The following is a 22,792-nucleotide window of genomic DNA, read 5'->3' as shown; positions in this document are numbered from 1 at the left end:
GCGGGCGGGAGTCGGTGGGAGTCAGCCGGTGGGAGTCAGCCGCTGGCGTCGAGAACCGCGCGGACCACGGCCCCGGTGGTCTCCGGTCCGTGCGCGTGCTCAGGGGCGGTGGCGGCGATGCCCGCGAAGGAACATGCGGTGGTACCGGACAGAGCCGGGGATCTGGTGCCTTCGCGGGCGCTGCGGAGCATCAGCTCACGCGACCGGGCCGCTGCGCTCCGAGGAAGGGAGCGCGATGGGCGAAGCGGAGTTCGTCCGCCTGTCAAGCTTCACTAAACTGCCCTTTCGGGCGCATTCGGTGGAAGCGGAAGTCGTGATGGACGAAGGGGAATTGACGCAACACCGAAACTGAAGCAGACATCAGACGCGTCCCGCCGACGCCGCCTGAACGGCATGGCGAAACACGTCACCCCCAAGTCATCGGACCGAGGTCCGAACTCCCCCTGAACGCGCAATCTCTGTTGCTGCCCCCCGTGCTGACGGTCAATCAGCAGAAGCGATTTCGCTTCATGGCAACAAGATCATTAAAGCACCCTTAATTTTTGACAAATGGGATATTTTCCCTGTTATCGGATGGTCAAGATTTGTTATAGAGGTGGCCCTGCCTTCGTGGGTCGCCAGGTTGGGTCTCTATGCGACGGTCACCCGTTGAGGGGATGTTCGAGGCTGCCTCACCCCGGCGGGTGATCGGATTCACCGGAGAAACGATTGCGCCCTGCCCAGGGCGCCGGATCGTACGGAACGCCAGGTGACGATCCCCAGCCAGACGAGGTGGACCGCGCCGAGGATCTTCACCACGGTCAAGGCCTCGGTCGAGGCCATGACCAGGGCCGAGAGGCCGACCGCCGCGAAGGCCGCGGGCACCGGCAGACCGCAGATGGTGCCGAAGGCGACCAGCACGCCGTCGCGCCGCGAACCGGTGAGCCGTGCAGCAGAGTCAGGTCAGGCCCGGGGGAGCGTGGGGGCATCCGCCCTGCCCGGGGCCGTCGTCGCCGTCGCGGTGGCCGCGGTCGTCCAGGTAGAAGTTGGGGCGCTGGTCGGTGTCTTCGTAGGAGCGGTGGAAGACGGGCGTGATGCCGCCGGACAGCGGGGGGACGATCCAGCTCCAGTCGGCGGGCACGGTGCGGCCCTGCTGTTGCTCCCTGGCCACGTGCGCGAGGAAGCGGCGGGATTCGGTGTGGTGGTCGCTGATCCGGACGCCCGCGGCGCGGAAGGAGTGCAGGACGGCGACGTTGAGCTCGACCAGTGCCCGGTCGCGCCACAGCGTGCCCTCCCTGCTGGTGTCCAGTCCCAGGCAGGCGGCGACGGCGGGCAGCAGGTTGTAGCGGCTTTCGTCGACGAGGTTGCGGGCGCCGATCTCGGTGCCCATGTACCAGCCGTTGAAGGGGGCGAGGGGATAGTCGATGCCGCCGATGCGCAGGCGCATGTTGGAGATGGCCGGTACGGCGTGCCAGCGCAGGCCCAGATCGGCGATCCCGGGACAGTTGGGATGGGTGATCGCGACCTCCAGGACCAGATCCTGCGGCAGGTCGAAGAGCTGGGGCTTGTCGTTGGCGGTTTCGACGACGAGGGGCAGGATGTCGAAGGGCCCCTCGGGGCCCTGCCAGCCGAGTCGGCGTACCTGTTCGGTGAAATCCGCGTAGGCCGGGTCGCCCAGTGTCGTGCCGTCGTCCCGGCGCAGTCCGGCGTAGCGGATCAGCTGGTCGTTCCAGACCCGGGGAGCCGGCCGGGCGGGTGCGTCGGGCGCGAAGACGGAGATCACGGGGCGGATGCGGCCGAGGTTGGTCGCCTGGCGCAGGTGCGTGCACAGGTGCTGGTGGATCTCCTCGGGGGTCGTGGTGTCGCGGCGGTCCAGGACGCGCAGGCTGCTCCAGTACAGGCGGCCGATGCAGCGTCCGGAGTTGCGCCATGCGACGCGGGCGCCGAAGACGAGTTCGCCGGGGGTGTGGCGGTAGGTGCCCGCGGCGTCGATGGCGGCGCGGACCTGGTGCAGACGCCGGCCGAGCGGGACGGGCTGGCCGGGATGTTCGGCATGGAACTGGCGCAGGAACTCCTCTGCCTCGTTCCGGTCGGCCACAGCACATGTCTGCGGTCCCCCGGAGGCGGCACGGCGGGCAGGGACCGGGGGCGGGAGGGCTTCGGAGTTCACGGTTTCCTCGCAGGAGGCGGGGGTGCCGGGTGGGCGGCTTCGGCGGTCAGCTGAGCCTGAGCGGCAGTGACCGCAGGGACCGGAATTCGAGGTTCGGGTTCCAGGCGGGCTCGCCGGCCGGCCGGATGCCCGGGAAGCGGGCGAACAGTGCCACGAAGAACCACTTGAGCTGCAGGTTGGCGATCTGCCTGCCGAGGCAGGAGTGGAGCCCGAGGCCGAACGACAGGTGCTTGCCGCTGTTGGGTCGGGTGAGATCGAAGTCGTCCGGCCGCTCGAACACGTCCGGGTCCCGGTTGGCCGCGCCCAGGAAGAGGGCGACGCTCTGCCCCGCCCCGATCCGCACCCCGCCCATGTCGATCTCCGTCGTCGCGACGCGCCAGGTGAACTGGTTGGAGGCGTTGTAGCGGACCACCTCGTTCGCCGTGTTGTCGACGCACGCCGGGTCCGCCAGCAGGCGCGCGATCTGAGCCGGGTTCCGTGCGAACGCGAGCATGCCACTGCTGAGGGAGCCCGGTGTGGTGGGGGCGAACAAGGCGATGAAGAGCAGGACGAGCTGGTGCACCGTCTGTTCCGGTGTCGTCTCCGTCAGGTCGTCCTGGGCGCTCGCGAGGCGGGCGATGACCGTGTCCGGGAGGACTTTCCCCCGCTTCCCCCGGACGAGCTCCAGTGCGTAGGTGTGCAGGTCGGTGAGGTGTTCGAGGAGACGGTCGAGCTCGACGGGCTGTGCCCGCGGACCGGACCAGTACGTCATCAGCGTCTCCACGCACGGTATGACGAAGGCCAGGTCGTCCTCGGGAACCCCGAAGGCGTGCACGGCCGAACGCACGGGGAGCTCGGCGGCCAGGGCGGCGACGGCGTCGATCTCCTTCGTCCCCTCGGGGACCGAGGCGACCAGGTCTGCCGCGACGCGCTCGATGACCTGGCTGTAGTGCTCGTGGGCGGCGCGGGTGAAGCCGGGCTGTGTGGACCTGCGCAGCGCGTCGTGGAGCGGCGGGTCGGTGTACATCATGACGTTTCTGGTGAACCGGTGGTAGATGTTGTCGGGCGCCAGCGGCCGGCCCGGGAACTTCACGTCCAGCACCTCTTCCATCCGCTCGGCCTTGAGCCGGGGGTCCTTCAGCGCGGCGGCGCAGTCGGCGTACTTCATGACCGCCCAGGCGTTCAGGCCCTGCGACCAGTGGACCGGTTCGCGCCGCGCGAGGTCGGCGTAGACGGGGTAGGGATCGGGAACGATGCCGGGGTCCGAGAGCGGGGACGGCGTGGTCACCAGGTCTCCTTGTCGTGTCCGAACGCGGGGGATCCGGTCGGGATGCCGGGGGGCCCGAGCACCTCGATTCCGTACTCGGCGGCGATCGCCGGCAGCCGTTCCAGGTCGAGCGGGGCGATCTCGTCCGACGGAATCTCCAGGGAGAGGGCGGGCCTGCCGAGAGAACGCGTGAAGCCGTCGAATCCTCCGGGCTCGGTGACATGGAGGAACCGGGCCTCGGGGGAGGTGACGAGGAAGGTGTGCGGCACATGGCGGGGGCCGTAGACGAAAGATCCGGCCGCTGCCGAAATGGTCTCGCCGGCCACCCAGAACGTCATCTCCCCGTCCAGGACGTACCACCATTCGTCGTCGTGGTGGTGAACGTGGAGCGGCGATCCGGAACCTCGTCGGCCGAGGTGTTCGATGACCGATGCCGCCCCGTTCATCTCCGCCGAGGAACCCTTGATCGTCGCCAGGAAATCAAGGAACCACAGTGCTTCGCCTTCGCCTTTGCGCAACACGATCGGCGCGGTCCTGCGGTCCTGCGGCATGTCTGCTCCTTTCATCGTGCGACGAGCCTGACGGGCACGGCCGACGGCACCACGGAGATCGTCGAGTGGAATTCCACGTTGATGTGCTCGACGGGAATGATCTGGAAGTTCTTGAGGATCTCGGTCAGCATGACGACGCACTGCTGCTCGGCGAGCCGGTTTCCGACGCAGTGGCGCGGGCCGGCGCCGAAGGGCAGGAAGCTGTTGACGGTGTCGTTCTCCCCGCCGTCCGTCGAGAACCGGTCGGGGTTGAAGCGGTCCGCCTCGCGGAAGACGTCCGGATTCTTCCCCACGGCGTTCTTCATCCACATGACGACCGTGCCCGGCGGGATCTTCTCGCCCCTTTCCTCCAGCACCCGGTCGTTCGTGAACTTCGCGCTGAAGGGGACCGGCGGGAACAGGCGCAGCGTCTCGTAGACGATGTTCCTGACGTAGGGGTCCTGGATCAGGCCGCCGTCGTCCGGCGCGGCCGCCTCGATCGACTTCCGCGCCCTTTCCTGCACGTGGACATCCAGGGACAGCATGACCAGGGCCTGCGACAGTACGTAGGACATCGGATCGGCGCCGCCGAGGATCAGGGACATCATCTCCTCGACACGGTCCTCGGAGGACCACGGCGCCCGCGTCACCCGGTCGAGCAGGTCGTCCGGCCGCTGGTGCGCCGGGCAGGAAGCGGGGATCCGCTGCTCGCGCCGGTCCAGCACCGCACCGAGGACGGCAGCGACCCGGCGGTACGCGGCGCGGACCCGCAACCGCCGCCGGGGGAAGATCCACCTGACGAAGAACGGGTGGAAGGCCCGGAAGCTGACCTCCTCCTCGATGGCGCCGAGAGCCCGGTGGTACCGGTGCAGATCCGCCCGCCGATCCCAGTCGTCACCGAAGAGGAACGCGCTGAGGCAGTTCACGCTCCAGTCGCGCAGGTCGGACTGCAGGCCGTCGTACGCCTCGTCGACATGCTTCCACCTGTCCACATACAGGGCGCAGACGTCCTTCAGCACGTCCGCCCGCTCCGCGACGCTGCGATGCGTCAAGGCCGGTGACATCACCTGCCGGTGGCTCCGGTGGAGCTCGCCGCCCTCCACGCCCATGAGGCTCCGGGCCAGAACGGTCCGGTCGGCCCGGCGGTGCGAGTCGAGCTCCTTCTTGTGGAGATTGGGGGACACGTACGACAGCGATACGAACGGCGAGCTCCCCCAGGCCGAATGGAGTCGCACGATCGGTCCGAACTCGTCATGCAGTGCCTGGAGCGTTTCGTGCCGCCCGCCGTGACCGTCGGCCAGCAGGTCGCCCATGTTCCCCAGAAAGAACGAGGGCTTCGGCCCCGGCAGGTGCCGCAGTGAGCGAAATCCGGTAAGACGCCTGCTCACGAGCAGAATCAGGAGCGCGGCGAGGACCACCGCGACGAGAATCGCGGTCCAGTTCGGCCGGCTGAGACCCAACCATAATCCGAGCGCCGCCGCCAGGAGAATGCCGGCGACTGCCGCCGTGTAGACGGCTCGATAGAGCGAGAGTAAAGGGCGTGCGCTGTCCGTGCTCATGGGAAATCCCCTCCACGACGTGCGCGAGCCTTCCCGCCAGCTCTTGCGACTGGTGCGGGGTGTGACCAAAAGGGACCCTGGATGTACCACCAATCTATGGAACCGCTTCCCGGCGCTGCAATAGGGCACCGACGGGATGGCCGGTTCCCCACTGGGGCATTCGATCCGCGGAACACTCACGGAAGTCCTGAGGCGTTCCCCTTTTTCCCGTGGGTACGGGTGGAGCCGGCGGGACGCAGGGGCGCCTCCCAGCGGTGGCTGGGGGAGCGCCTGCGACCCGCCGGCTCCAGACCCTTGTCAGGGCGAACATCAGCCCTTGGTCAGTGCCTTGAGCGCGGTGTTGAGCTCAAGGACGTTCACGCGGGGTTCGCCCATGAAACCGAGCGTGCGGCCGGTGGTGTGGTCGGCGACGAGCTTCTCGACCTGCTTGGCGTCGAGCCCGTTCCGTTCGGCGACCCGGTGGATCTGGAGCTTGGCGTAAGCGGGGGAGATGTCCGGATCGAGGCCGGAGCCGGAGGAGGTGACGGCGTCGGCCGGCACGTCCCCGGGCTCGACCTTGTAGGAGGCCGTGGAATTGTCCGCGATGACCGCGTCCTTGGCGGCGACGACCTGGGCGCAGAGGGTGCCTTCCTCCGCGCCCGCCGTGCAGAGACCGTTCACCGCGCCGTTGTCGGCGGACCGGTTGGTGGCGCCGGAGAGGATCAGCGAGTACCGGGTGTTGACGCTGTTGCTTCCCAGGCCGTTGGAGGGGCGCGGCTGGAACCACTTCAGGTCCGGCTCGGCGGCCTCCTCCGCGTCGTCAGGGTTCCGCTTGGGCAGGTGGTAGCTCTGCCCGATGAGGGAGGAGCCGACGACCTGGCCGCTCTCGTCCTTGATCTCGGAGCCGTTGGCCTTGCCGTTGAAGAGGGCCTGGGCGATCCCGGTGACAGCGAGCGGGTAGATGACGCCGCAGATGACCGTCAGGACCAGCAGGGCCCGCAGACCCGCCCCGATCAACCGCGCCGTGTTGCCTACAGAGTTGTTCATCGCAGATCAGCCGATTCCGGGGATGAGGGAGATGAGGAGGTCGATGGCCTTGATGCCGATGAACGGGGCGATCAGACCGCCCACGCCGTACAGGCCGAGGTTGCGGCGGAGCATCTTGTCGGCGCTGGTCGGCCGGTACTGCACGCCCTTCAGGGCGAGCGGTACCAGCGCGATGATGATCAGCGCGTTGAAGACGACGGCCGAGAGGATGGCCGACTCGGGCGACGACAGGCCCATGATGTTGAGCTTGTCGAGGCCCGGGTAGACCACCGCGAACATCGCGGGAATGATCGCGAAGTACTTCGCCACGTCGTTGGCGATCGAGAAGGTGGTCAGGGCTCCCCGGGTGATCAGGAGCTGCTTGCCGATCTCGACGATCTCGATGAGTTTGGTGGGGTTGGAGTCCAGGTCCACCATGTTCCCGGCCTCCTTGGCGGCCGAGGTGCCCGTGTTCATGGCCACGCCCACGTCCGCCTGCGCGAGGGCGGGCGCGTCGTTGGTGCCGTCGCCGGTCATCGCGACGAGCTTGCCGCCCGCCTGCTCGCGCTTGATGAGGGCCATCTTGTCCTCGGGCGTCGCTTCCGCGAGGAAGTCGTCGACACCCGCCTCTTCGGCGATGGCCTTCGCGGTGAGCGGGTTGTCACCGGTGATCATGACGGTCTTGATGCCCATGCGGCGCAGCTCGTCGAACCGCTCCCGCATGCCTTCCTTGACCACGTCCTTGAGGTGGATGACACCGAGAACACGGGCCCCGTGCTCGTCCTCGACGGCGACGAGGAGCGGCGTACCACCGGCCTCCGAGATGCGGTTGGCGAGGAGGTCGGCGTCTTCGGAGACCGGACCGCCCCGCTCCTTGACCCAGGTGATGACCGAACCGGCCGCCCCCTTACGGGTCTTCCTGCCGTCCACGTCCACACCGGACATCCGCGTCTGGGCGGTGAAGGCGATCCACTCGGCGCCGGCGAGCTCGCCCTGGTGGCGTTCGCGCAGTCCGTACCTCTCCTTCGCGAGCACCACGACGGAGCGGCCCTCGGGGGTCTCGTCGGCCAGCGAGGACAGCTGGGCGGCGTCCGCGAGCTCGGCCTCCGTCGTGCCCTCGACCGGCACGAACTCGGAGGCCTGGCGGTTGCCGAGGGTGATCGTGCCCGTCTTGTCGAGCAGCAGCGTCGAGACATCGCCCGCCGCCTCCACCGCACGGCCCGACATCGCCAGGACGTTGCGCTGGACGAGGCGGTCCATGCCCGCGATGCCGATCGCGGAGAGCAGGGCGCCGATGGTGGTGGGGATCAGGCAGACCAGCAGGGCGGTGAGCACGATCATCGACTGCTCGGCGCCGGCGTGGATCGCGAAGGGCTGGAGGGTGACGACGGCCAGCAGGAAGACGATGGTGAGGGACGCGAGGAGGATGTTCAGCGCGATCTCGTTGGGGGTCTTCTGCCGGGCAGCTCCTTCGACGAGAGCGATCATGCGGTCGATGAACGTCTCGCCGGGCTTCGTGGTGATCTTGACGACGATCCGGTCCGAGAGGACCTTCGTACCGCCGGTGACCGCGCTGCGGTCGCCGCCGGACTCCCGGATGACGGGGGCGGATTCACCCGTGATCGCGGATTCGTCGACGGAGGCGACGCCCTCGACGACGTCACCGTCGCCCGGGATGATGTCGCCGGCCTCGCAGACGACCAGGTCGCCGATACGCAGCTGAGTGCCGGGGACCTGCTCCTCCACCGAGCCGTTGAGCCGGCGGGCGACCGTGTCCGTCTTGGCCTTGCGGAGCGTGTCGGCCTGGGCCTTGCCGCGGCCCTCGGCCACCGCTTCCGCGAGGTTGGCGAAGACCGTGGTCAGCCACAGCCAGGCGGTGATGGCCCAACCGAACCAGTCCGTCGGGTCCTTCAGCGCCAGCACGGTCGTGACGACCGAGCCGATCAGGACCACGAACATGACGGGGGACTTGACCATGACGCGCGGGTCGAGCTTGCGCACCGCGTCCGGGAAGGACTTCAGCAGCGCCTTGGGATCGAAGAGCCCACCGCCGACGCGGCCGGCCGCCGGCTCGTGCCCGGTGGGAACGTCCTCGTGCGGAGCACGGGTAGGGGTGATGGTGCTCATGATGCGAGCCCTTCGGCGAGCGGACCCAGCGCGAGTGCGGGGAAGTAGGTCAGACCGGTGATGATGACGATCGTGCCGACGAGCAGGCCCGCGTAGAGCGGCTTGTCGGTACGCAGCGTGCCCGCCGTCTCGGGTACGGGCTTCTGCTCGGCCAGCGAGCCGGCCAGCGCGAGGACGAACACCATGGGCAGGAAGCGGCCCAGCAGCATGGCGATGCCGATGGTGCTGTTGAACCACTGGGTGTCGGCGTTCAGGCCGGCGAAGGCGGAGCCGTTGTTGTTGGCGCCGGAGGTGTAGGCGTAGAGGATCTCCGAGAAGCCGTGCGCCCCGCTGTTCGTCATCGAGTTCACCGGCGTGGGCAGGGCCATCGCGGCCGCCGTGAAGCACAGCACCAGGGCCGGGGTGATCAGGATGTAACAGGCCGCGAGCTTGATCTCGCGGATGCCGATCTTCTTGCCCAGGTATTCGGGGGTGCGGCCGACCATCAGGCCCGCGATGAACACGGCGATGATCGCCATGATCAGCATCCCGTAGAGGCCGGAGCCGACGCCGCCGGGCGCGATCTCGCCGAGCTGCATGCCCAGCATGGTGATGCCGCCGCCGAAGCCGGTGTAGGAGGAGTGGAAGGAGTTGACCGCGCCGGTGGAGGTGAGCGTGGTGGCCACGGCGAAGATCGACGAGCCGCCGATCCCGAAGCGGGTCTCCTTGCCCTCCATGGCGCCGCCGGCGACGTCGAGCGCCGGGCCGTGGTGGGCGAACTCGGTCCACATCATCAGCGCCGTGAAGCCGAGCCAGATGATGCCCATCGTCGCGAGGATCGCGTAGCCCTGGCGCAGGTTGCCGACCATGCGGCCGAAGGTGCGGGTGAGCGCGAACGGGATGACCAGGATCAGGAAGATCTCGAACAGGTTCGAGAGCGGGCTGGGGTTCTCGAAGGGGTGCGCGGAGTTGGCGTTGAAGTAGCCGCCGCCGTTGGTGCCGAGCTCCTTGATGGCCTCCTGCGAGGCGACCGCCCCGCCGTTCCACTGCTGGCTGCCGCCCATGAACTGGCCGACTTCGTGAATGCCGGCGAAGTTCTGGATGACACCGCACGCGACGAGAACGACCGCGCCGATCACCGAGATCGGGAGCAGGACGCGGACGGTGCCGCGGACCAGGTCGGACCAGAAGTTGCCGAGCTCGCCGGTGCGGGAGCGCGCGAAGCCCCGTACGAGCGCCACGGCGACGGCCATGCCGACGGCGGCGGAGACGAAGTTCTGCACGGCCAGGCCGCCGGTCTGCACGACGTGGCCCATGGCCTGCTCGCCGTAGTACGACTGCCAGTTGGTGTTGGCCACGAAGGACGCGGCGGTGTTGAAAGCCTGGTCGGGGTCGATCGACACGAAGCCGAGCGAGCCGGGCAGCGCCCCCTGGAGCCGCTGGAGGCCGTAGAGGAACAGGACGCTCACCGCGGAGAAGGCGAGGACGCCGCGCAGGTAGGCGGGCCAGCGCATCTCGGCCGACGGGTTGGCGCCGATGGCCTGGTAGATCCACTTCTCCGGCTTGTAGTGCTTCTCGGAGGAGTAGACGCGGGCCATGTAGTCGCCGAGGGGGCGGTAGGCCAGCGCGAGCGCGGCGATCAGCGCGAGCAGCTGGAGCACACCAGCGCTTACGGGGCTCATATCAGTGCTCAGAACCTCTCCGGATACACAAGGGCGAGGACGAGGTAACCGAGCAGGGAGACGGCGACGACGAGGCCGACAACGTTCTCGACAGTCACAGCTTGGTCACCCCCCGGGCGATGAGAGCCACCAGCGCGAAGACCGCGACCGTGGTGACGACGAAGGCCAGATCGGCCATCGTGAGCTCCTGAGTGAAGTGGGAAGAAATGAATCAGCCAGCTGGCCGATGACGAGACAACCGCGTCTTCACCTGGGTGTTAAGACGTTTTGACGGGGTCCATACGGCCGCCCGGGAAGCCTTAACGCCACCCTGACGGGAAGGCCGCCGGCGACCGGATCAGCCCTGGTGGGACAGGCCGGCCGTGTCCAGCGCGGCACCGGCCTGTGCGGCCAGCGCGACGGCCACCAGACGGGCCTCCTCGGAGGGCAGGGGGCGGCCCGGGGGCGGTTCGAGCAGGAAGCGGCCGTAGTAGTGCCCGCCGCCGACGACCCGCAGCTCGCTCTCGCCGTCCGGCCAGTCGGCGTACTGCGTGATCCGGCCGGGGCGGCGCAGCCACAGGCCGCCGCCGTGCTCCAGACGCGGCAGGTTCCCCATCAGCGACCCGTACTCGAAGCGGCAGCCGCGCAGTCCCAGCAGGCCGACGAGCTCCCGGCGCACGTACTCGACCACCGCCTGCGGCGAACCGCCGTCCTCGGCCAGCCGGGCGGTTCCCCGCAGGCTCGACAGGTGCGCGGCGTCGGTCACCACGACCGCCTGGAGCCGGCGTGCACGTACCGCCAGCTGGGACACGATCAGCCCCACGACGAGCAGCAGGACGGCCGTCTCGACGTCGTCGCGGTTCTCGATGGTGAACCGCTGGTAGGGCCTGGTGAGGAAGAAGTCGAACCATCCGGCCGCCGAGAGGGCGGCGAGCGCTCCGGCCGTCCGGCTGCCCAGGGCCGCGACCGCGACCACGACGACGACCAGGACCAGCGCCGCGTTGGTCGCCGAAAGGACCGTACGGAAGGGCACGAGCGCGAGCGCGAGCGCCACGAGGAAGGGGGCCATGAGCCCGGCGACCAGTGCGAGGGGGTCGCGGAGACGGAACCAGTACCCGGACATGTGAGGCCTCCCGTCCGGCCGAGCCGATCGTGATGCGGAGCGCCGCCCGGAACGTGTCGGGCTCCTCTTCCCGTGATCGGGCGCTCTCCCCAGATCAAGCCTGCCCCTGCGCGGCGCCGGGGCAGCGCGCGACGGCACCTCTTGACGGACCCCGTACGCCGACGCCGCCGACGCGTCAGGAACACGTGAAGAGCGGCCGGTCGGGCGTATGGAACGCGCCAAGAGTGCTGGTGGCGCCCTCGTACGGCTTCGACGCTGTCCTGACTTCGCTCATTCGGAGGGACCGGCGACATGGCCACACACATCGGAAGACCGACCACGGCCGCCCAGGGGCCCGGCCAGGAGGAGCCCCCTGATACCGGCACGACCGGGGCGGGCGGCGGGCCCGAGCTGGACCGGCACAAGCCGGACGGGCCCGAGCTGGACCGGCACAAGCTGACCGCCCTCCAAGGCCTCGCCGCGCTGTCGCTCGACGCGATGGCGTCCGTCGCGTACGGGCCGGAATCGATCGTCCTCGTCCTGGCCGCCGCCGGCGCCCACGGCATGGGCTTCACCCTCCCGGTCACGCTGGCCATCGCCGCCCTGCTGGCGGTCCTGGTGGCCTCGTACCGGCAGGTCATCGCCGCGTTCCCCGACGGTGGCGGCTCGTACGCCGTCGCCAAGCGGCATCTGGGCCGGCGCACGAGCCTGGTCGCCGCGGCCTCGCTCATCCTCGACTACGTCCTGAACGTGGCCGTCTCCGTCACCGCCGGCGTGGCCGCCCTGACATCGGCCTTCCCCGGCCTGCACGGCCAGCGGGTGTGGATCTGTCTCGCGGTCCTGCTCCTGGTCACGGCCGTGAACCTGCGCGGGGTCGTCGACTCCGCCAAGGCCTTCCTCGTACCGACCGCGCTCTTCGTCGGCTCGATCCTCGCGATGATCACCGTCGGACTCCTCCGCGACGGCCCGGTCAGCACCGCCTCCGCCGCCGGCCACGCCTCCGCGCTCGACGAGGGCGCCACCACCGTCGGCGCGCTCCTGCTGCTGAAGGCCTTCGCCGCGGGCTGCTCGGCGCTGACCGGCGTCGAGGCCGTGGCCAACGCCGTGCCCTCCTTCCGCGCCCCGGCCGCCCGCCGCGCCCAGCGCACCGAGGTCGCCCTCGGCGCCCTGCTCGGCGTCATGCTGATCGGCCTGTCGGTCCTGATCGGCCGCTTCCACCTCCAGCCGGTCGAAGGCGTCACCGTACTGGCCCAGCTCGCGGACGCCTCGTTCGGACACAACGCGGCCTTCTACGTCGTCCAGTTCGCCACGATGGTGCTGCTGGCGCTCGCCGCGAACACCTCCTTCGGCGGGCTTCCCGTGCTGATGAGCCTGTTGGCCCGGGACAACCACCTGCCGCACTTCTTCGCCCTCAAGGCCGACCGCCAGGTCCACCGCCACGGGGTGGTCTGGCTGGCGCTCGTCTCGGCCCTGCTGCTCGTCGTCTCCGGCGGAGACACCAACACCCTCGTCCCGCTCTTCGCCATCGGAGTCTTCGTCGGCTTCACCGTCTGCCAGATCGGGATGGTCCGGCACTGGTACGCCCGGCGGCCCAGGGGCTGGCGGCCCAAGGCCGCCCTCAACGGCTCCGGCGCGCTCCTGACCGGGGTCTGCGCGGTCGTCGTCACCGCCACCAAGTTCACCGAAGGTGCCTGGCTGATCGTGCTCGCGCTGCCGCTGATCGTCCTGGGCTTCGAGAAGATCCACCGCACCTATGCCGAGATCGGCGAGCGCCTCGAACTCGGCCGCGTCCCACGGCCGCCGCACCGGGCCCACTCGCTCGTCGTGGTCCCCGTATCCGGGCTGTCCCGCCTGACCTGCCAGGCCCTCACCGCCGCCCGCTCCCTCGGCGACGAAGTCCTCGCCGTCACCGTCACCCACCCCGGGGCCGAGGACCGGCAGGCCGCCGAAGCCCTGCGCCGGGACTGGGAGCTGTGGAATCCCGGCGTGGCACTCATCGAGCTCCCCTCGCGGACGCGCTCCCTCGGCCGCCCGCTCTCCGGCTACGTGCGGAAGCTGGCACAGACACATCCGGACGCACAGATCACCGTGCTCATCCCGGAGACCGAACCCGCCCACCTGTGGCAGCGGATGCTCCAGAACCAGCGCGGCGCCGTCGTCGCCCACGCCGTACGCCGCGACACCGACGCCGCCATCTGCCGCCTGCGCTTCCGGCTCGGCGCGCGGACCGAACCGAAGGACCCGGACGCGTCCTTCACGGAGTCCTGACGGGATGCGCGGTACCGCCGCGCCGGTCGGGACGGCGCGGACAGGGGTGTGAGGGCGGGCGATGGTGTGGTGCGACCGCGCCCGGTCGCCGTCCTGGCAAGATGGCGGCATGGAACGTGTGCTTGGCATCGGTGGATACTTCCTGCGGGCAGCCGACCCGGTAGCCCTGGGCGCGTGGTACCGCGATTTCCTGGGCCTGGACGCCGATGAGAACGGCCTGTGGCGTCAGGGAGCCGGCCCGACGGTGTTCGCGACGTTCGAGTCCGAGACCGACTACTTCGGCGCCCGCGCCCAGCAGACCATGCTGAACTTCCGGGTCCGCGACCTGGATGCCATGCTCGCGCAATTGCGCGCCAAGGGAGCGGACGTGGCCGAAGAGACGCAGGACATGGAGGGTGTCGGCCGGTTCGGCTGGGTCACCGATCCCGAAGGCAATCGGATCGAGCTCTGGCAGTCCGCCTGACCACGTCGCCCGGCGGCGCGCGCCGCATTCTCCGGGGTCTCACCCGAGGCGTCCTGCGACGGGGGTACCGCCACTACGCCACCAGGAGGGTGAGCGTTAAGGACGCGTCAGGATTGGCTCAACTGCGCGCATGAGTGATCAGGCTGCGTACGCTTGCTCAGCCGTCGACGCCGATGGCTGATTCTTTGCCGTACGACAGGAGCTCCCCACGATGGCCACCCCTGCCCGCACGCCGCGCCTGCGCGCGTGGCTGCTGGAAGGCTTGACCGCGCAGAACAGTTCGCCCGCCGCCAAGGAGGCGGCCGCCCAGCCCCACGGGCGCCCGTGGTGGCGGGTCATGTGCCTGACGGGTCTGGACTACTTCTCCACCCTCGGCTACCAGCCCGGCATCGCGGCGCTCGCGGCCGGGCTGCTGTCGCCGCTGGCGACCATCGTGCTGGTGCTGCTGACCCTCTTCGGAGCGCTGCCCGTCTACCGGCGGGTGGCCGAGGAGAGCCCCCACGGCGAGGGCTCCATCGCCATGCTGGAGCGGCTGCTGACGTTCTGGAAGGGAAAGCTGTTCGTCCTGACCCTGCTCGGGTTCGCGGCGACCGACTTCCTCATCACCATCACCCTCTCCGCCGCGGACGCCACCGCGCACCTGGTGGAGAACCCGCACCTCACCAGCACCCTGCACGGGCACGAAGTGCTGATCACCCTCATCATGATCGCGCTCCTCGGAGCCGTCTTCCTCAAGGGGTTCAGCGAGGCCATCGGCGTCGCCGTGGTGCTGGTGGCCACCTACCTCGGCCTGAACGTCGTCGTCGTGGCCGTCGGCCTGTGGAACGTGATCGCCGAACCGCACGTCATCACCGACTGGACGACCGCGCTGACCACCGAGCACGGCAACCCCTTCATGATGATCGCCATCGCCCTCATCGTGTTCCCGAAGCTCGCGCTCGGCCTCTCCGGCTTCGAGACCGGTGTCGCGGTCATGCCGCACGTCAAGGGCGACCCCGAGGACACCGAAGCCAGGCCCGCCGGCCGGATCCGCGGCGCGAAGAAGCTGCTGACGACCGCCGCCATCATCATGAGCGTCTTCCTGATCTGCTCCAGCTTCATCACCACCCTGCTGATCCCGGCCGACGAGTTCCAGCCGGGCGGCGAGGCCAACGGGCGCGCCCTCGCCTACCTGGCGCACGAGTACCTGGGCTCCGCCTTCGGCACGGTCTACGACGTCTCGACGATCCTGATCCTGTGGTTCGCCGGCTCCTCCGCGATGGCGGGCCTGCTCAACCTGATGCCGCGCTACCTGCCCCGCTACGGAATGGCCCCGCACTGGGCCCGAGCCCTGCGTCCCATGGTCATCGTCTTCACCCTGATCGCCTTCCTGGTGACCTGGATCTTCGACGCCGACGTCGACGCGCAGGGCGGCGCGTACGCCACCGGTGTCCTCGTCCTGATCACCTCGGCGGCCGTCGCCGTGACCATCGCCGCCCGCCGGGCGGGGGAGCGCGGCTGGACGATCGGCTTCGCCGTCATCTCGGCCGTCTTCATCTACACCACCGGCGTCAACGTCGTCGAACGCCCCGACGGCGTGAAGATCGGCGCCTGCTTCATCGCCGGCATCATGGCGCTCTCGCTGCTGTCCCGCCTCGCCCGGGTCTTCGAGCTGCGCGTCACCGACGTCGAGCTGGACGACATGGCGCAGCGGTTCATCCGCGACACCGCCAACCGCACGATCCGCTTCATCGCCAACGAGCCGGACAACCGGGACAAGGCCGAGTACAGCGAGAAGGTCGAGCAGATCCGCAGGGACAACGACATCCCGGCCGGCGACGACGTCATGTTCGTCGAGGTCACCGTCCTGGACCCGTCCGAGTTCGAATCCGGCCTGCGCGTACGCGGTGAGGTGCTCCACGACCGCTACCGCGTCCTGACCCTGGAGAGCTCCACGGTCCCCAACGCGCTGGCCGCGCTCCTGCTCCACGTACGGGACGAGACCGGCCAGCGGCCGCACATCTACTTCGAGTGGACCGAGGGCAACCCGATGGCCAACTTCCTCCGCTTCTTCCTCTTCGGCCAGGGCGAGGTCGCCCCCGTCACCCGCGAGGTCATCCGGGAGGCCGAACCGGACCGCGCCCGCCGCCCGCACGTGCACGCCGGCTGACGGCGAGCGGCCGGGTTCTCACGGATCAGCCGTACCGACGTGCGGCGCGCGGGAAGTCCACGTCCCGCAGGGTGAACTGGTTCTTGGCGTCGGTCAGGTTCCTGTTCAGGTACGGCGAATACGTCTGGACGCTCACGGTCTTGGCCGTCGGGTTGAACTCGAGGAGGCGCAAGTAGCTGTTCGGATCGAGCGAACCGACGTTCTGGTAGTCGGCCTGGATCTGGTGGACGGTGTTGCCGTTCACGCCCTTCTCCACGATCACGCCCTGGTTGACGTAGTGGCCGGAGAAGACCATCGACACGTTGCGGTGCCGGCTGACCAGCTTGCTCCAGAGTTTCTGTCCGACAGAGTCCTTCGCCGTACCGTTCTGGTACGCGTGGGTCACGATCATGACCTGACGGTCAGGGTGGTCCGCGATCACCTTGTTCCCCCAGGCGATCTCGTCGTCGGTCGGCGCGTACTTGAGCGCGAGGATCAGCCAGTTCGTGCCGCCGGCCGAGAACACGTGGAAGCTGTTGTCGTTCTGCCCGGCCGGGTAGGTGCCGCCGAAGGACGGCAGATGCGAGAAGCCGCTGCGCGGAAAGTTGCGGTTGAAGGCGGTGGCGTCGCGCACCACGGCGGGGTTCTGGCCCTTGGGCATGGCGTCCATGTCGTGGTTGCCGACGCCCAGGATGTACGGGGTCGCGCCGTTCAGCTGACCCAGCGCGCCGGTCGCGTTGCCCCACTGGTACGACTGGTCGGAGTCGTCGACTATGTCGCCTTCGTGGATGGCGTACTTGATGTTGCGGGTGACCGTGTTGTCCTTGATCCATTTTCCCTGGGCGTTGAACGCCTGCGGGAAGCGCTCCGCCGAGTACTGGGTGTCGGGGAAGACCACGATGGAGAAGTTCTCCAACACCCTTGCAGGTGGAGCGGAGTGGCCGGCGGCCGTTGCCGGAAGCGCGACGAGGCTGACCGATAAGGCAGCCGCCGCAACGCCGAGTATCCGGACCCTGAAACGCGTCATCACCATCTCCATCGACGTCGAACGGGCGGTCGCTTCACGGTGGCAAGCGTGTGCGGACGACCGGAGTCGACGGGGAAGTCGGAAATGAACGGTGCGCGACGAATCGGCGCGATGGAGGCCCAGCCCGCAACTCGCGGTTCCTCACGTCACATGGGGCCGAACCGCACCAAGGCAACACGGTCCCGCAGGCCGCGGTCGAGCAGGACCATGGAGCTGATGCCCGCGGCCGGGGGCAGCCCGTCGCGCTCGATGCGCGACAGCAGCCTCGAAAGCCCCCGCTGGTGGACTCCGAACACCCGCCGCGACGCAAGCCGCCGCCGGGCGTGCTGGCCCGACAGCGCTTCCTGGGCGCCGACATCGAGCACCACCATGTGCAGGGGGCGCTCGGCTCGGTGCGCCGTCGTGGCAAGCCACCGGCGCATCCACGTCCTGCTGCCGCAGTCGTGTATGAGCAGGGGATGACGCCGGCGCATCTCCGAACGTATCCCACGCATGTGGATCAGCCGTGCCCACGGCCGGTACACCCCGTAGGGAAGCCAGTCGGGCATCCGCGCCTCGTAGGCGGTGCGGGTGGCGCGGGGATCGACGACGGTGGCGGCAGTGGACCACGCGCGCAGCAGTGTGCTCTTCCCGCTGCCGGGAAGTCCGGCGACGATGACCGCCGCGTTGGGCGGGTAGGACAGCTCGATGTCGCCGCCGGCCCGGCCTCGCAGGTCGACGACCCCCCGGGGAGCCATGTGGCGGCCGGGGTACGGGTGGCCGGGCTGTTTCACGACTGCCCCGGGGTCCTGTGGCCGTTCCGTCGGGTACTCGGTGCTGGTGGGTGTGCTCACAGGTGGCAGGCCGTCCGGATGAGGGGTCGTGGAAAGACCCTGAGGCTACGTGACCCACCGGTCGGCGACCGAGTCCGGATCCCGGACCGGGAGAGGCGATCTCGGATCGCGCGGGGCAGCAGACCGGGGCCTTCGCCGCTGCCCGCGAGTAGCATGCCCGCACGGCCAAGAGCAGGGTTCACCGCCGGTCGAAGAAGATCCGGGAGGGAGAGGGACATGCCGGTGGTCGCAGGTCCAGCCATGGCCGGTAGCGGAGTCGAGGTGACCCGGGTGGGTGGCCGGTGGCGGGTGACCCGGCCGTGGCCCGCCCAGTTGCGCCCGATCGTGCACAGCTACGCCGGCTACTGGGAAGCCGCGGCCTCGCCCTACCGGGTGCGGCTGGTCCCCACGGGCCGGGCGGTCGTGGTCATCAGCCTGGGCGAGCCGTTCGCCCACATCCACCGACTGGGGGACGCGAGCCCGAACAGCCGGGTGACCGGCTCGCTGGCCGCGGGTCTGGAGGACGGGCCCCGGGTGTGCGACCACCCTGGCGGCCAGGAGGCGATTCGGCTCGAATTGACCCCGCTGGGCGCCTATCGGCTGTTCGCCGTACCGATGGGCGAGTTGACCAACCGGGTGGTCGAGCTGCGCGACGTCCTCGGCCCCGAGGCCGGAGTGCTGGTGGAGCAACTGGCGGCCACCAGCGACTGGGGCGCCCGGTTCGACCTGCTGGACCTCGCGCTGTCGGCCCGGCTGGAGCGTGGCCCGCGTCCCGCGCCCGAGGTGAGCCACGCCTGGCGACTGCTGTCCCGCGCCGGCGGGGCGATGCCGGTCGGCCGGATCGCTGCCGAAGTGGGCTGGAGCCAGGGCCACCTGGTCCGCCGGTTCACCGAACAGGTCGGCCTGACGCCCAAGATGTCCGCCCGGGTCCTGCGCTTCCACCGGGCCGTGAGGCTGCTCACCCGCGAGGGCGTGAATCTCACCGAGGCGACCGCTGCCTGCGGCTTCTACGACCAGGCCCACCTGAGCCGCGAGTTCCGTGCCCTGGCCGGGACGACTCCCGGCCAGATGGCAGCCGCCCGCGTGGCGGAGGGGGCACTCGCCCTGTGAAGGGCGAGGTCAAATTTGTCCAAGCCAGGCCGTCCGCACGTCGATAGTGTCCCCGTTCGTAGGCGATCAGGCACCCCAGCACATGGAACGCCTGGCTCAGAGGGGAGTACTCGATGGAAGACCTGCTGCGCATCCTCGTGGCCGGAGCGCTCACAGGCGGCTTGATCGGTCTGGCGGGGGCCCTCGGCCGACGCAACCGCAGGCGCCGGGAGGGCGGCGACGGGAGCGGCCGCTGACGTTCCAGGGTGTGGTCTCGGGGGACCGGTACGCGTCCGAGCGCACGAGGTCACCGAACGGCTGACCCCGGCGCCCCGAAGCGGTCGGTGCGGACGCATTCGATCAGGTAGTCGCCGTTCTCGGGATCCACGGTCACCCCGTGGGCCTCGCTGTGGAAGCCGGGGAAGGCGCGGTCGAAGGCCTCCAGGGCGCGCAGGTACCGCAGCAGCGGTCCGTCCGGAGCGCCGGTGGACTCCCCGGGCATCAGTACGGGGATCCCCGGCGGGGTCACGGTCACCATCGCCGCGGCGACCCGACCGGCCGCCTCGGCCAGCCGCACGCGCTCGGTACCGCCGCGGACCAGCAGCTGGTAGCAGTGGCGTGGCGGAGCCACCGGCTCCGGGAGTTCCTGGAAGGCCGCGTCGAGGGCGTCGATCAGCTCGGCCCGGGTGAGGTGCTCGTGCATCTGCCGGCACAGGCCGCCCAGGGTGGTACGGCCGTAGCGGCGCGGGAACCGCTCGACCAGGTCCGGCAGCACCCGGTCCAGCGGGGCGTCCGAGTCGTACAGGGCCTTGAAGTCCATGAGGGCGTCCATCAGGGTGCCCCACTTGCCCTTGGTGATGCCCATCGAGAACAGGATCAGCGTGGTGTAGCTGTCGGTCTTCTCCACGACGATCCCGCGCGCCGCCAGGTAGGCGGTGAGGATCCGCGCCGGGATGCCCCAGTCGCCGGTCTCACCCGTGGCCGTCACCCCGGGGCAGGTCAGGGTGACCTTGACCGGGTCCAGCAGGCAGTAGCCCTCGTCCAGCCCGGCGAAGCCGTGCCAGTCGGCGCCCGGTTCCAGGTGCCAGCAGGACGGCTCGCGGCTCAGCAGGGACGGCGGTGCGTCCGCGAACGCGAGGCGTGCGCCCGTCGCCGGATCGGTGACCGATTCGGGCTGCCACACCCCGAAGAACCAGTCGGGCCGGTCCCCGGCGGCGGCGATGCGCCGCCCGGTACGGACCACGGCCTGACGGAACCGGATCGCCTCGGTCACCGCCTCGTCGATCAGCCACTGGCCCTGCGGGCCGTCCATCATGGCGGTCGCCACGTCCAGCGAGGCGATCGCCGGATACAGCGGCGAGGTGGTGCCGTGCATCATGAACGCCTCGTTGAACCGCTCGTGTTCGACCGGGGCCCGCGGCGCCGACCGGACGTGGACCATCGCGCACTGGGAGAGGGCGGCCAGCAGCTTGTGCGTGGACTGGGTCGCGAAGACCGTGGGCCTGCCCGGTCCCCCGTCGTCGGGGAAGGTGTCCGGTCCGACGGCCATGCCGTAGCGGCCCTCGTACAGCGGATGGAAGCGGGCGTACGCGAACCAGGCCTCGTCGAAGTGCAGGCGCGGCGTGCTCGGCGCGAATGCGCGTGCCGCCGCGACGGTGTCGTAACACAGGCCGTCGTACGTGGAGTTGGTCACCACCGCGTACTGGGCCGCGGGGGAGATCGCCCCGGCCGTGAGCGGGTTCGCGGCGATCCTCCCGGCCACCGCCGCCGGGTCGGTCACGGCGGGCGGCAGGGGACCGGCGAGCCCGTAGCCGTTGCGGGTCGGCACCAGGTACACGGGGCGCGCCCCGGAGATCACGAGCCCGTGCAGCACCGACTTGTGGCAGTTGCGGTCCACGAGCGCGATCTCGTCGCTCGTCACGCTGTAGTGGCCGACCATCCGGTCCGCGGTGGAGTCGCCGTGCAGGACGAAATAGGTGCGGTCGGAGCCGAAGACCCGGGCGGCGTTGCGTTCGGCCTCGCCGATCGGACCACTGTGTTCGAACAGCGACCCGAGTTCCCCGACCGAGATCGACAGGTCGGTGCGGAACAGCCGCTCCCCGTAGTAGTCGAAGAACGCCCGCCCGGCGGGGGACTTGAGGAAGGCGACCCCACCGGAGTGGGCGGGCGTGTGCCAGGAGTACTCGTGGGAGTCCTCGAACCGGCGCAGGGCCTTGAAGAACGGCGGCAGGATGTCCCGGTGGTAGCCGCGGGACGCCGTCGCGACGCGGCCGGCGATGAAGGACGGCGTGTCCTCCAGCGGCCAGATGTAGCCGACCACCGTCTCCGACACCCACAGCGGCAGCCGCTCCAGGTCCTGGTCGGAGTCGTCCGCCATGACCAGGAAGACCGGCAGGTCCTTGAAGCGCTGCCCGATGTGCCGCAGGACCTCCCCGCCGCCGCCCTCCTCGACCGCGCCCCCCGCCGTACGCGGCAGGTCCCAGGCGACCACGGCCGCCGCGAGGCCGGCCTCGGTCTGCAGGGCGGCCCGCGCGTCGCGCGCACTCGGCGCCCAGCGCAGCTCCAGACCCCTGTTCTCCAGCTCCTTGCCGATGCGCCGCAGCTGCTCGGAGCTGACACCGCCGCCCATCGGGTTCTCCCGCAGTGCCAGCAGGACCGTGCCGCTCGCCATCACTTCCGCTCCCCGCGCTCAGGGGTACGGCCGCCCGTACCGGGCCACAGTCTCCCGGTCCTGCGGGCGTTCCCGCCGATCTTCGGCGGGGCTTCACCCGCAGGTGGGCGTGGCGGCGTGCTGTGGCGACGCGCCGCCCGCCGGACCACCGGACCATGCGAACTAGGCCAGGGGCAGGGACTTGACGCCCGACAGCAGGGGGATCAGCCTGTAGCCTTCGGCGCCCGGCTCACATGACGGCCCGGTGTCGACGGTGTCGGAAACCCCGGCCCACGGCGGAAGCCGGGCCTGCCGTGAGGGTGAGGGCGGCGAGCCACCTCCTGGCACGTCCGGTAGAGCGCACGGCTGTCCCCTTTCAGATGCTGCGACGCCGAGGGGCGCAGGGATAGCGGAGCATGCTCAACGACCGCAGGATGGACGTAATCCGCGTATTTCGCCCCAAGGTGTACAGCGCTCGCGCAAGGCCTACGTCGTGTCGTCGCAGCGGCGCCGGTCGAAGCGGGCGCGAGCCGCCTCGTGGGCGTCGCGCAGGAGCCGCAGCACCGTCCCGGTCGTCCGCTCCCCGGGGTTGACGACGCAGACCCAGCCGAGCGTCCCGTACACCGGGTGTGGGAGCAGCGTGTCCGCCGCCGCGTGGTCGCGGGCCCGCCCGAGGCCGCGCGGTTCCTCCCCGGTGAGTTCCCGGAAGGCCGAGCGGTCGACTTGGATGTTGACGCGCCAGCGCCCCGGAGGGCCGAGGCCGGAGGCGGTGTCGTCCGGGTAGTCCTTGGTGACGATGGTCGCGTAGGGCTGGACGTTCCGGGGCGGCCGGCAGTCCGGGGCGTAGAAGAAGAAGGCGTCCCCCCACACGAGCTCGGGGAGTTCTCCTTCCGGCCCGGGGACGACCACGTGCGCGCCTTCGAAGCCCCGCACGGTCTCGATGATCCGTTGCATACTCATGCCTTCAAGCATCACCTTCAAGTGCCTGTGTGGGGTT

19 protein-coding genes and 1 pseudogene are annotated in these 22,792 nt (G+C 69.8%); 5 read left to right on the top strand and 15 right to left on the bottom strand.

Going from position 1 to position 22,792, the window contains the following annotated elements:
• Positions 1–35: 35 nt before the first annotated feature.
• From ACZ4TG_RS01960 to ACZ4TG_RS01910, 11 genes and pseudogenes are all read right to left on the bottom strand, one after another.
• Complete coding sequence (locus ACZ4TG_RS01960; RefSeq protein ID WP_468159360.1) at positions 36–191, bottom strand: hypothetical protein; 156 nt, start codon at positions 189–191, stop codon at positions 36–38.
• 502 nt (positions 192–693) lie between these two features.
• Positions 694–909: pseudogene (locus ACZ4TG_RS01955) on the bottom strand (LysE family transporter); the annotation flags it as partial.
• A 28-nt stretch (positions 910–937) separates the two neighbouring features.
• Entirely contained in the window at positions 938–2,149 is a 1,212-nt protein-coding gene (locus tag ACZ4TG_RS01950) for a nitric oxide synthase oxygenase (RefSeq protein ID WP_468159359.1), read from the bottom strand.
• Between the two features lie 46 nt (positions 2,150–2,195).
• A complete protein-coding gene (gene txtE, locus ACZ4TG_RS01945) occupies positions 2,196–3,416 on the bottom strand; it encodes a 4-nitrotryptophan synthase (RefSeq protein ID WP_468159358.1) in 1,221 nt (406 codons plus the stop codon).
• Positions 3,413–3,946 carry a quercetin 2,3-dioxygenase gene (locus ACZ4TG_RS01940; protein ID WP_468159357.1) on the bottom strand — a complete coding sequence of 178 codons (534 nt, stop codon included), beginning with the start codon at positions 3,944–3,946 and terminating at the stop codon, positions 3,413–3,415. The genes txtE and ACZ4TG_RS01940 overlap by 4 nt, the downstream gene beginning before the upstream one ends.
• A gap of 11 nt (positions 3,947–3,957) precedes the next feature.
• Entirely contained in the window at positions 3,958–5,484 is a 1,527-nt protein-coding gene (locus ACZ4TG_RS01935; protein WP_468159356.1) for a cytochrome P450, read from the bottom strand.
• A gap of 309 nt (positions 5,485–5,793) precedes the next feature.
• Positions 5,794–6,510, bottom strand: coding sequence for a potassium-transporting ATPase subunit C (locus tag ACZ4TG_RS01930; protein ID WP_468159355.1), 717 nt, complete (start codon positions 6,508–6,510; stop codon positions 5,794–5,796).
• 6 nt (positions 6,511–6,516) lie between these two features.
• A complete protein-coding gene (gene kdpB, locus ACZ4TG_RS01925; RefSeq protein WP_468159354.1) occupies positions 6,517–8,616 on the bottom strand; it encodes a potassium-transporting ATPase subunit KdpB in 2,100 nt (699 codons plus the stop codon).
• Positions 8,613–10,277: a potassium-transporting ATPase subunit KdpA gene (gene kdpA / locus ACZ4TG_RS01920; protein WP_468159353.1), complete on the bottom strand. Its 1,665-nt coding sequence runs from the start codon at positions 10,275–10,277 to the stop codon at positions 8,613–8,615. The genes kdpB and kdpA overlap by 4 nt, the downstream gene beginning before the upstream one ends.
• An 8-nt stretch (positions 10,278–10,285) precedes the next feature.
• Entirely contained in the window at positions 10,286–10,375 is a 90-nt protein-coding gene (gene kdpF / locus ACZ4TG_RS01915; RefSeq protein WP_037860493.1) for a K(+)-transporting ATPase subunit F, read from the bottom strand.
• A gap of 239 nt (positions 10,376–10,614) precedes the next feature.
• A complete protein-coding gene (locus ACZ4TG_RS01910; RefSeq protein WP_468159352.1) occupies positions 10,615–11,379 on the bottom strand; it encodes a DUF4118 domain-containing protein in 765 nt (254 codons plus the stop codon).
• A 291-nt stretch (positions 11,380–11,670) separates the two neighbouring features.
• Here ACZ4TG_RS01910 and ACZ4TG_RS01905 point away from each other — a divergent pair, with 291 nt between their 5' ends.
• From ACZ4TG_RS01905 to ACZ4TG_RS01895, 3 genes are all read left to right on the top strand, one after another.
• Complete coding sequence (locus tag ACZ4TG_RS01905; RefSeq protein WP_468159351.1) at positions 11,671–13,626, top strand: APC family permease; 1,956 nt, start codon at positions 11,671–11,673, stop codon at positions 13,624–13,626.
• Between the two features lie 109 nt (positions 13,627–13,735).
• On the top strand, positions 13,736–14,089 hold the full coding sequence (locus ACZ4TG_RS01900; RefSeq protein ID WP_468159350.1) for a VOC family protein: 354 nt from the start codon (positions 13,736–13,738) through the stop codon (positions 14,087–14,089).
• 211 nt (positions 14,090–14,300) lie between these two features.
• Entirely contained in the window at positions 14,301–16,238 is a 1,938-nt protein-coding gene (locus ACZ4TG_RS01895) for an APC family permease (protein ID WP_468159349.1), read from the top strand.
• A 25-nt stretch (positions 16,239–16,263) separates the two neighbouring features.
• Here ACZ4TG_RS01895 and ACZ4TG_RS01890 read toward each other — a convergent pair whose 3' ends face one another.
• Both ACZ4TG_RS01890 and ACZ4TG_RS01885 read right to left on the bottom strand, forming a co-directional pair.
• Positions 16,264–17,136 carry a metallophosphoesterase gene (locus ACZ4TG_RS01890; protein ID WP_468159348.1) on the bottom strand — a complete coding sequence of 291 codons (873 nt, stop codon included), beginning with the start codon at positions 17,134–17,136 and terminating at the stop codon, positions 16,264–16,266.
• 254 nt (positions 17,137–17,390) lie between these two features.
• Positions 17,391–18,017, bottom strand: coding sequence for an AAA family ATPase (locus ACZ4TG_RS01885; protein ID WP_468159347.1), 627 nt, complete (start codon positions 18,015–18,017; stop codon positions 17,391–17,393).
• Between the two features lie 300 nt (positions 18,018–18,317).
• Between ACZ4TG_RS01885 and ACZ4TG_RS01880 the strand changes: the two genes are divergently transcribed.
• On the top strand, positions 18,318–19,166 hold the full coding sequence (locus tag ACZ4TG_RS01880) for a helix-turn-helix domain-containing protein (RefSeq protein WP_468159346.1): 849 nt from the start codon (positions 18,318–18,320) through the stop codon (positions 19,164–19,166).
• 113 nt (positions 19,167–19,279) lie between these two features.
• Positions 19,280–19,402 carry a hypothetical protein gene (locus ACZ4TG_RS01875; RefSeq protein ID WP_468159345.1) on the top strand — a complete coding sequence of 41 codons (123 nt, stop codon included), beginning with the start codon at positions 19,280–19,282 and terminating at the stop codon, positions 19,400–19,402.
• Between the two features lie 50 nt (positions 19,403–19,452).
• Here ACZ4TG_RS01875 and ACZ4TG_RS01870 read toward each other — a convergent pair whose 3' ends face one another.
• The gene (locus ACZ4TG_RS01870; protein WP_468159344.1) at positions 19,453–21,816 is read right to left on the bottom strand and encodes an Orn/Lys/Arg family decarboxylase; all 2,364 of its coding nucleotides are present in this window, start codon (positions 21,814–21,816) and stop codon (positions 19,453–19,455) included.
• Between the two features lie 465 nt (positions 21,817–22,281).
• Positions 22,282–22,749, bottom strand: a complete 468-nt coding sequence (locus tag ACZ4TG_RS01865; RefSeq protein WP_468159770.1) for a DUF6194 family protein — start codon at positions 22,747–22,749, stop codon at positions 22,282–22,284.
• Positions 22,750–22,792 lie beyond the last annotated feature (43 nt).

Source organism: Streptomyces sp. NPDC028314, from assembly GCF_055565795.1.
Note: the sequence above shows the minus strand (reverse complement) of the source record. Positions and strands in the feature narration are given on the sequence as shown.

Coding starts and splice junctions, on each gene's coding strand:
- ACZ4TG_RS01960 (WP_468159360.1), bottom strand. CDS start 191: ATGCTCCGCAGCGCCCGCGAAGGCACCAGATCCCCGGCTCTGTCCGGT.
- ACZ4TG_RS01940 (WP_468159357.1), bottom strand. CDS start 3,946: ATGCCGCAGGACCGCAGGACCGCGCCGATCGTGTTGCGCAAAGGCGAA.
- ACZ4TG_RS01935 (WP_468159356.1), bottom strand. CDS start 5,484: ATGAGCACGGACAGCGCACGCCCTTTACTCTCGCTCTATCGAGCCGTC.
- ACZ4TG_RS01930 (WP_468159355.1), bottom strand. CDS start 6,510: ATGAACAACTCTGTAGGCAACACGGCGCGGTTGATCGGGGCGGGTCTG.
- kdpB (WP_468159354.1), bottom strand. CDS start 8,616: ATGAGCACCATCACCCCTACCCGTGCTCCGCACGAGGACGTTCCCACC.
- kdpA (WP_468159353.1), bottom strand. CDS start 10,277: ATGAGCCCCGTAAGCGCTGGTGTGCTCCAGCTGCTCGCGCTGATCGCC.
- ACZ4TG_RS01910 (WP_468159352.1), bottom strand. CDS start 11,379: ATGTCCGGGTACTGGTTCCGTCTCCGCGACCCCCTCGCACTGGTCGCC.
- ACZ4TG_RS01905 (WP_468159351.1), top strand. CDS start 11,671: ATGGCCACACACATCGGAAGACCGACCACGGCCGCCCAGGGGCCCGGC.
- ACZ4TG_RS01900 (WP_468159350.1), top strand. CDS start 13,736: ATGGAACGTGTGCTTGGCATCGGTGGATACTTCCTGCGGGCAGCCGAC.
- ACZ4TG_RS01895 (WP_468159349.1), top strand. CDS start 14,301: ATGGCCACCCCTGCCCGCACGCCGCGCCTGCGCGCGTGGCTGCTGGAA.
- ACZ4TG_RS01880 (WP_468159346.1), top strand. CDS start 18,318: ATGGCCGGTAGCGGAGTCGAGGTGACCCGGGTGGGTGGCCGGTGGCGG.
- ACZ4TG_RS01875 (WP_468159345.1), top strand. CDS start 19,280: ATGGAAGACCTGCTGCGCATCCTCGTGGCCGGAGCGCTCACAGGCGGC.
- ACZ4TG_RS01870 (WP_468159344.1), bottom strand. CDS start 21,816: ATGGCGAGCGGCACGGTCCTGCTGGCACTGCGGGAGAACCCGATGGGC.
- ACZ4TG_RS01865 (WP_468159770.1), bottom strand. CDS start 22,749: ATGCAACGGATCATCGAGACCGTGCGGGGCTTCGAAGGCGCGCACGTG.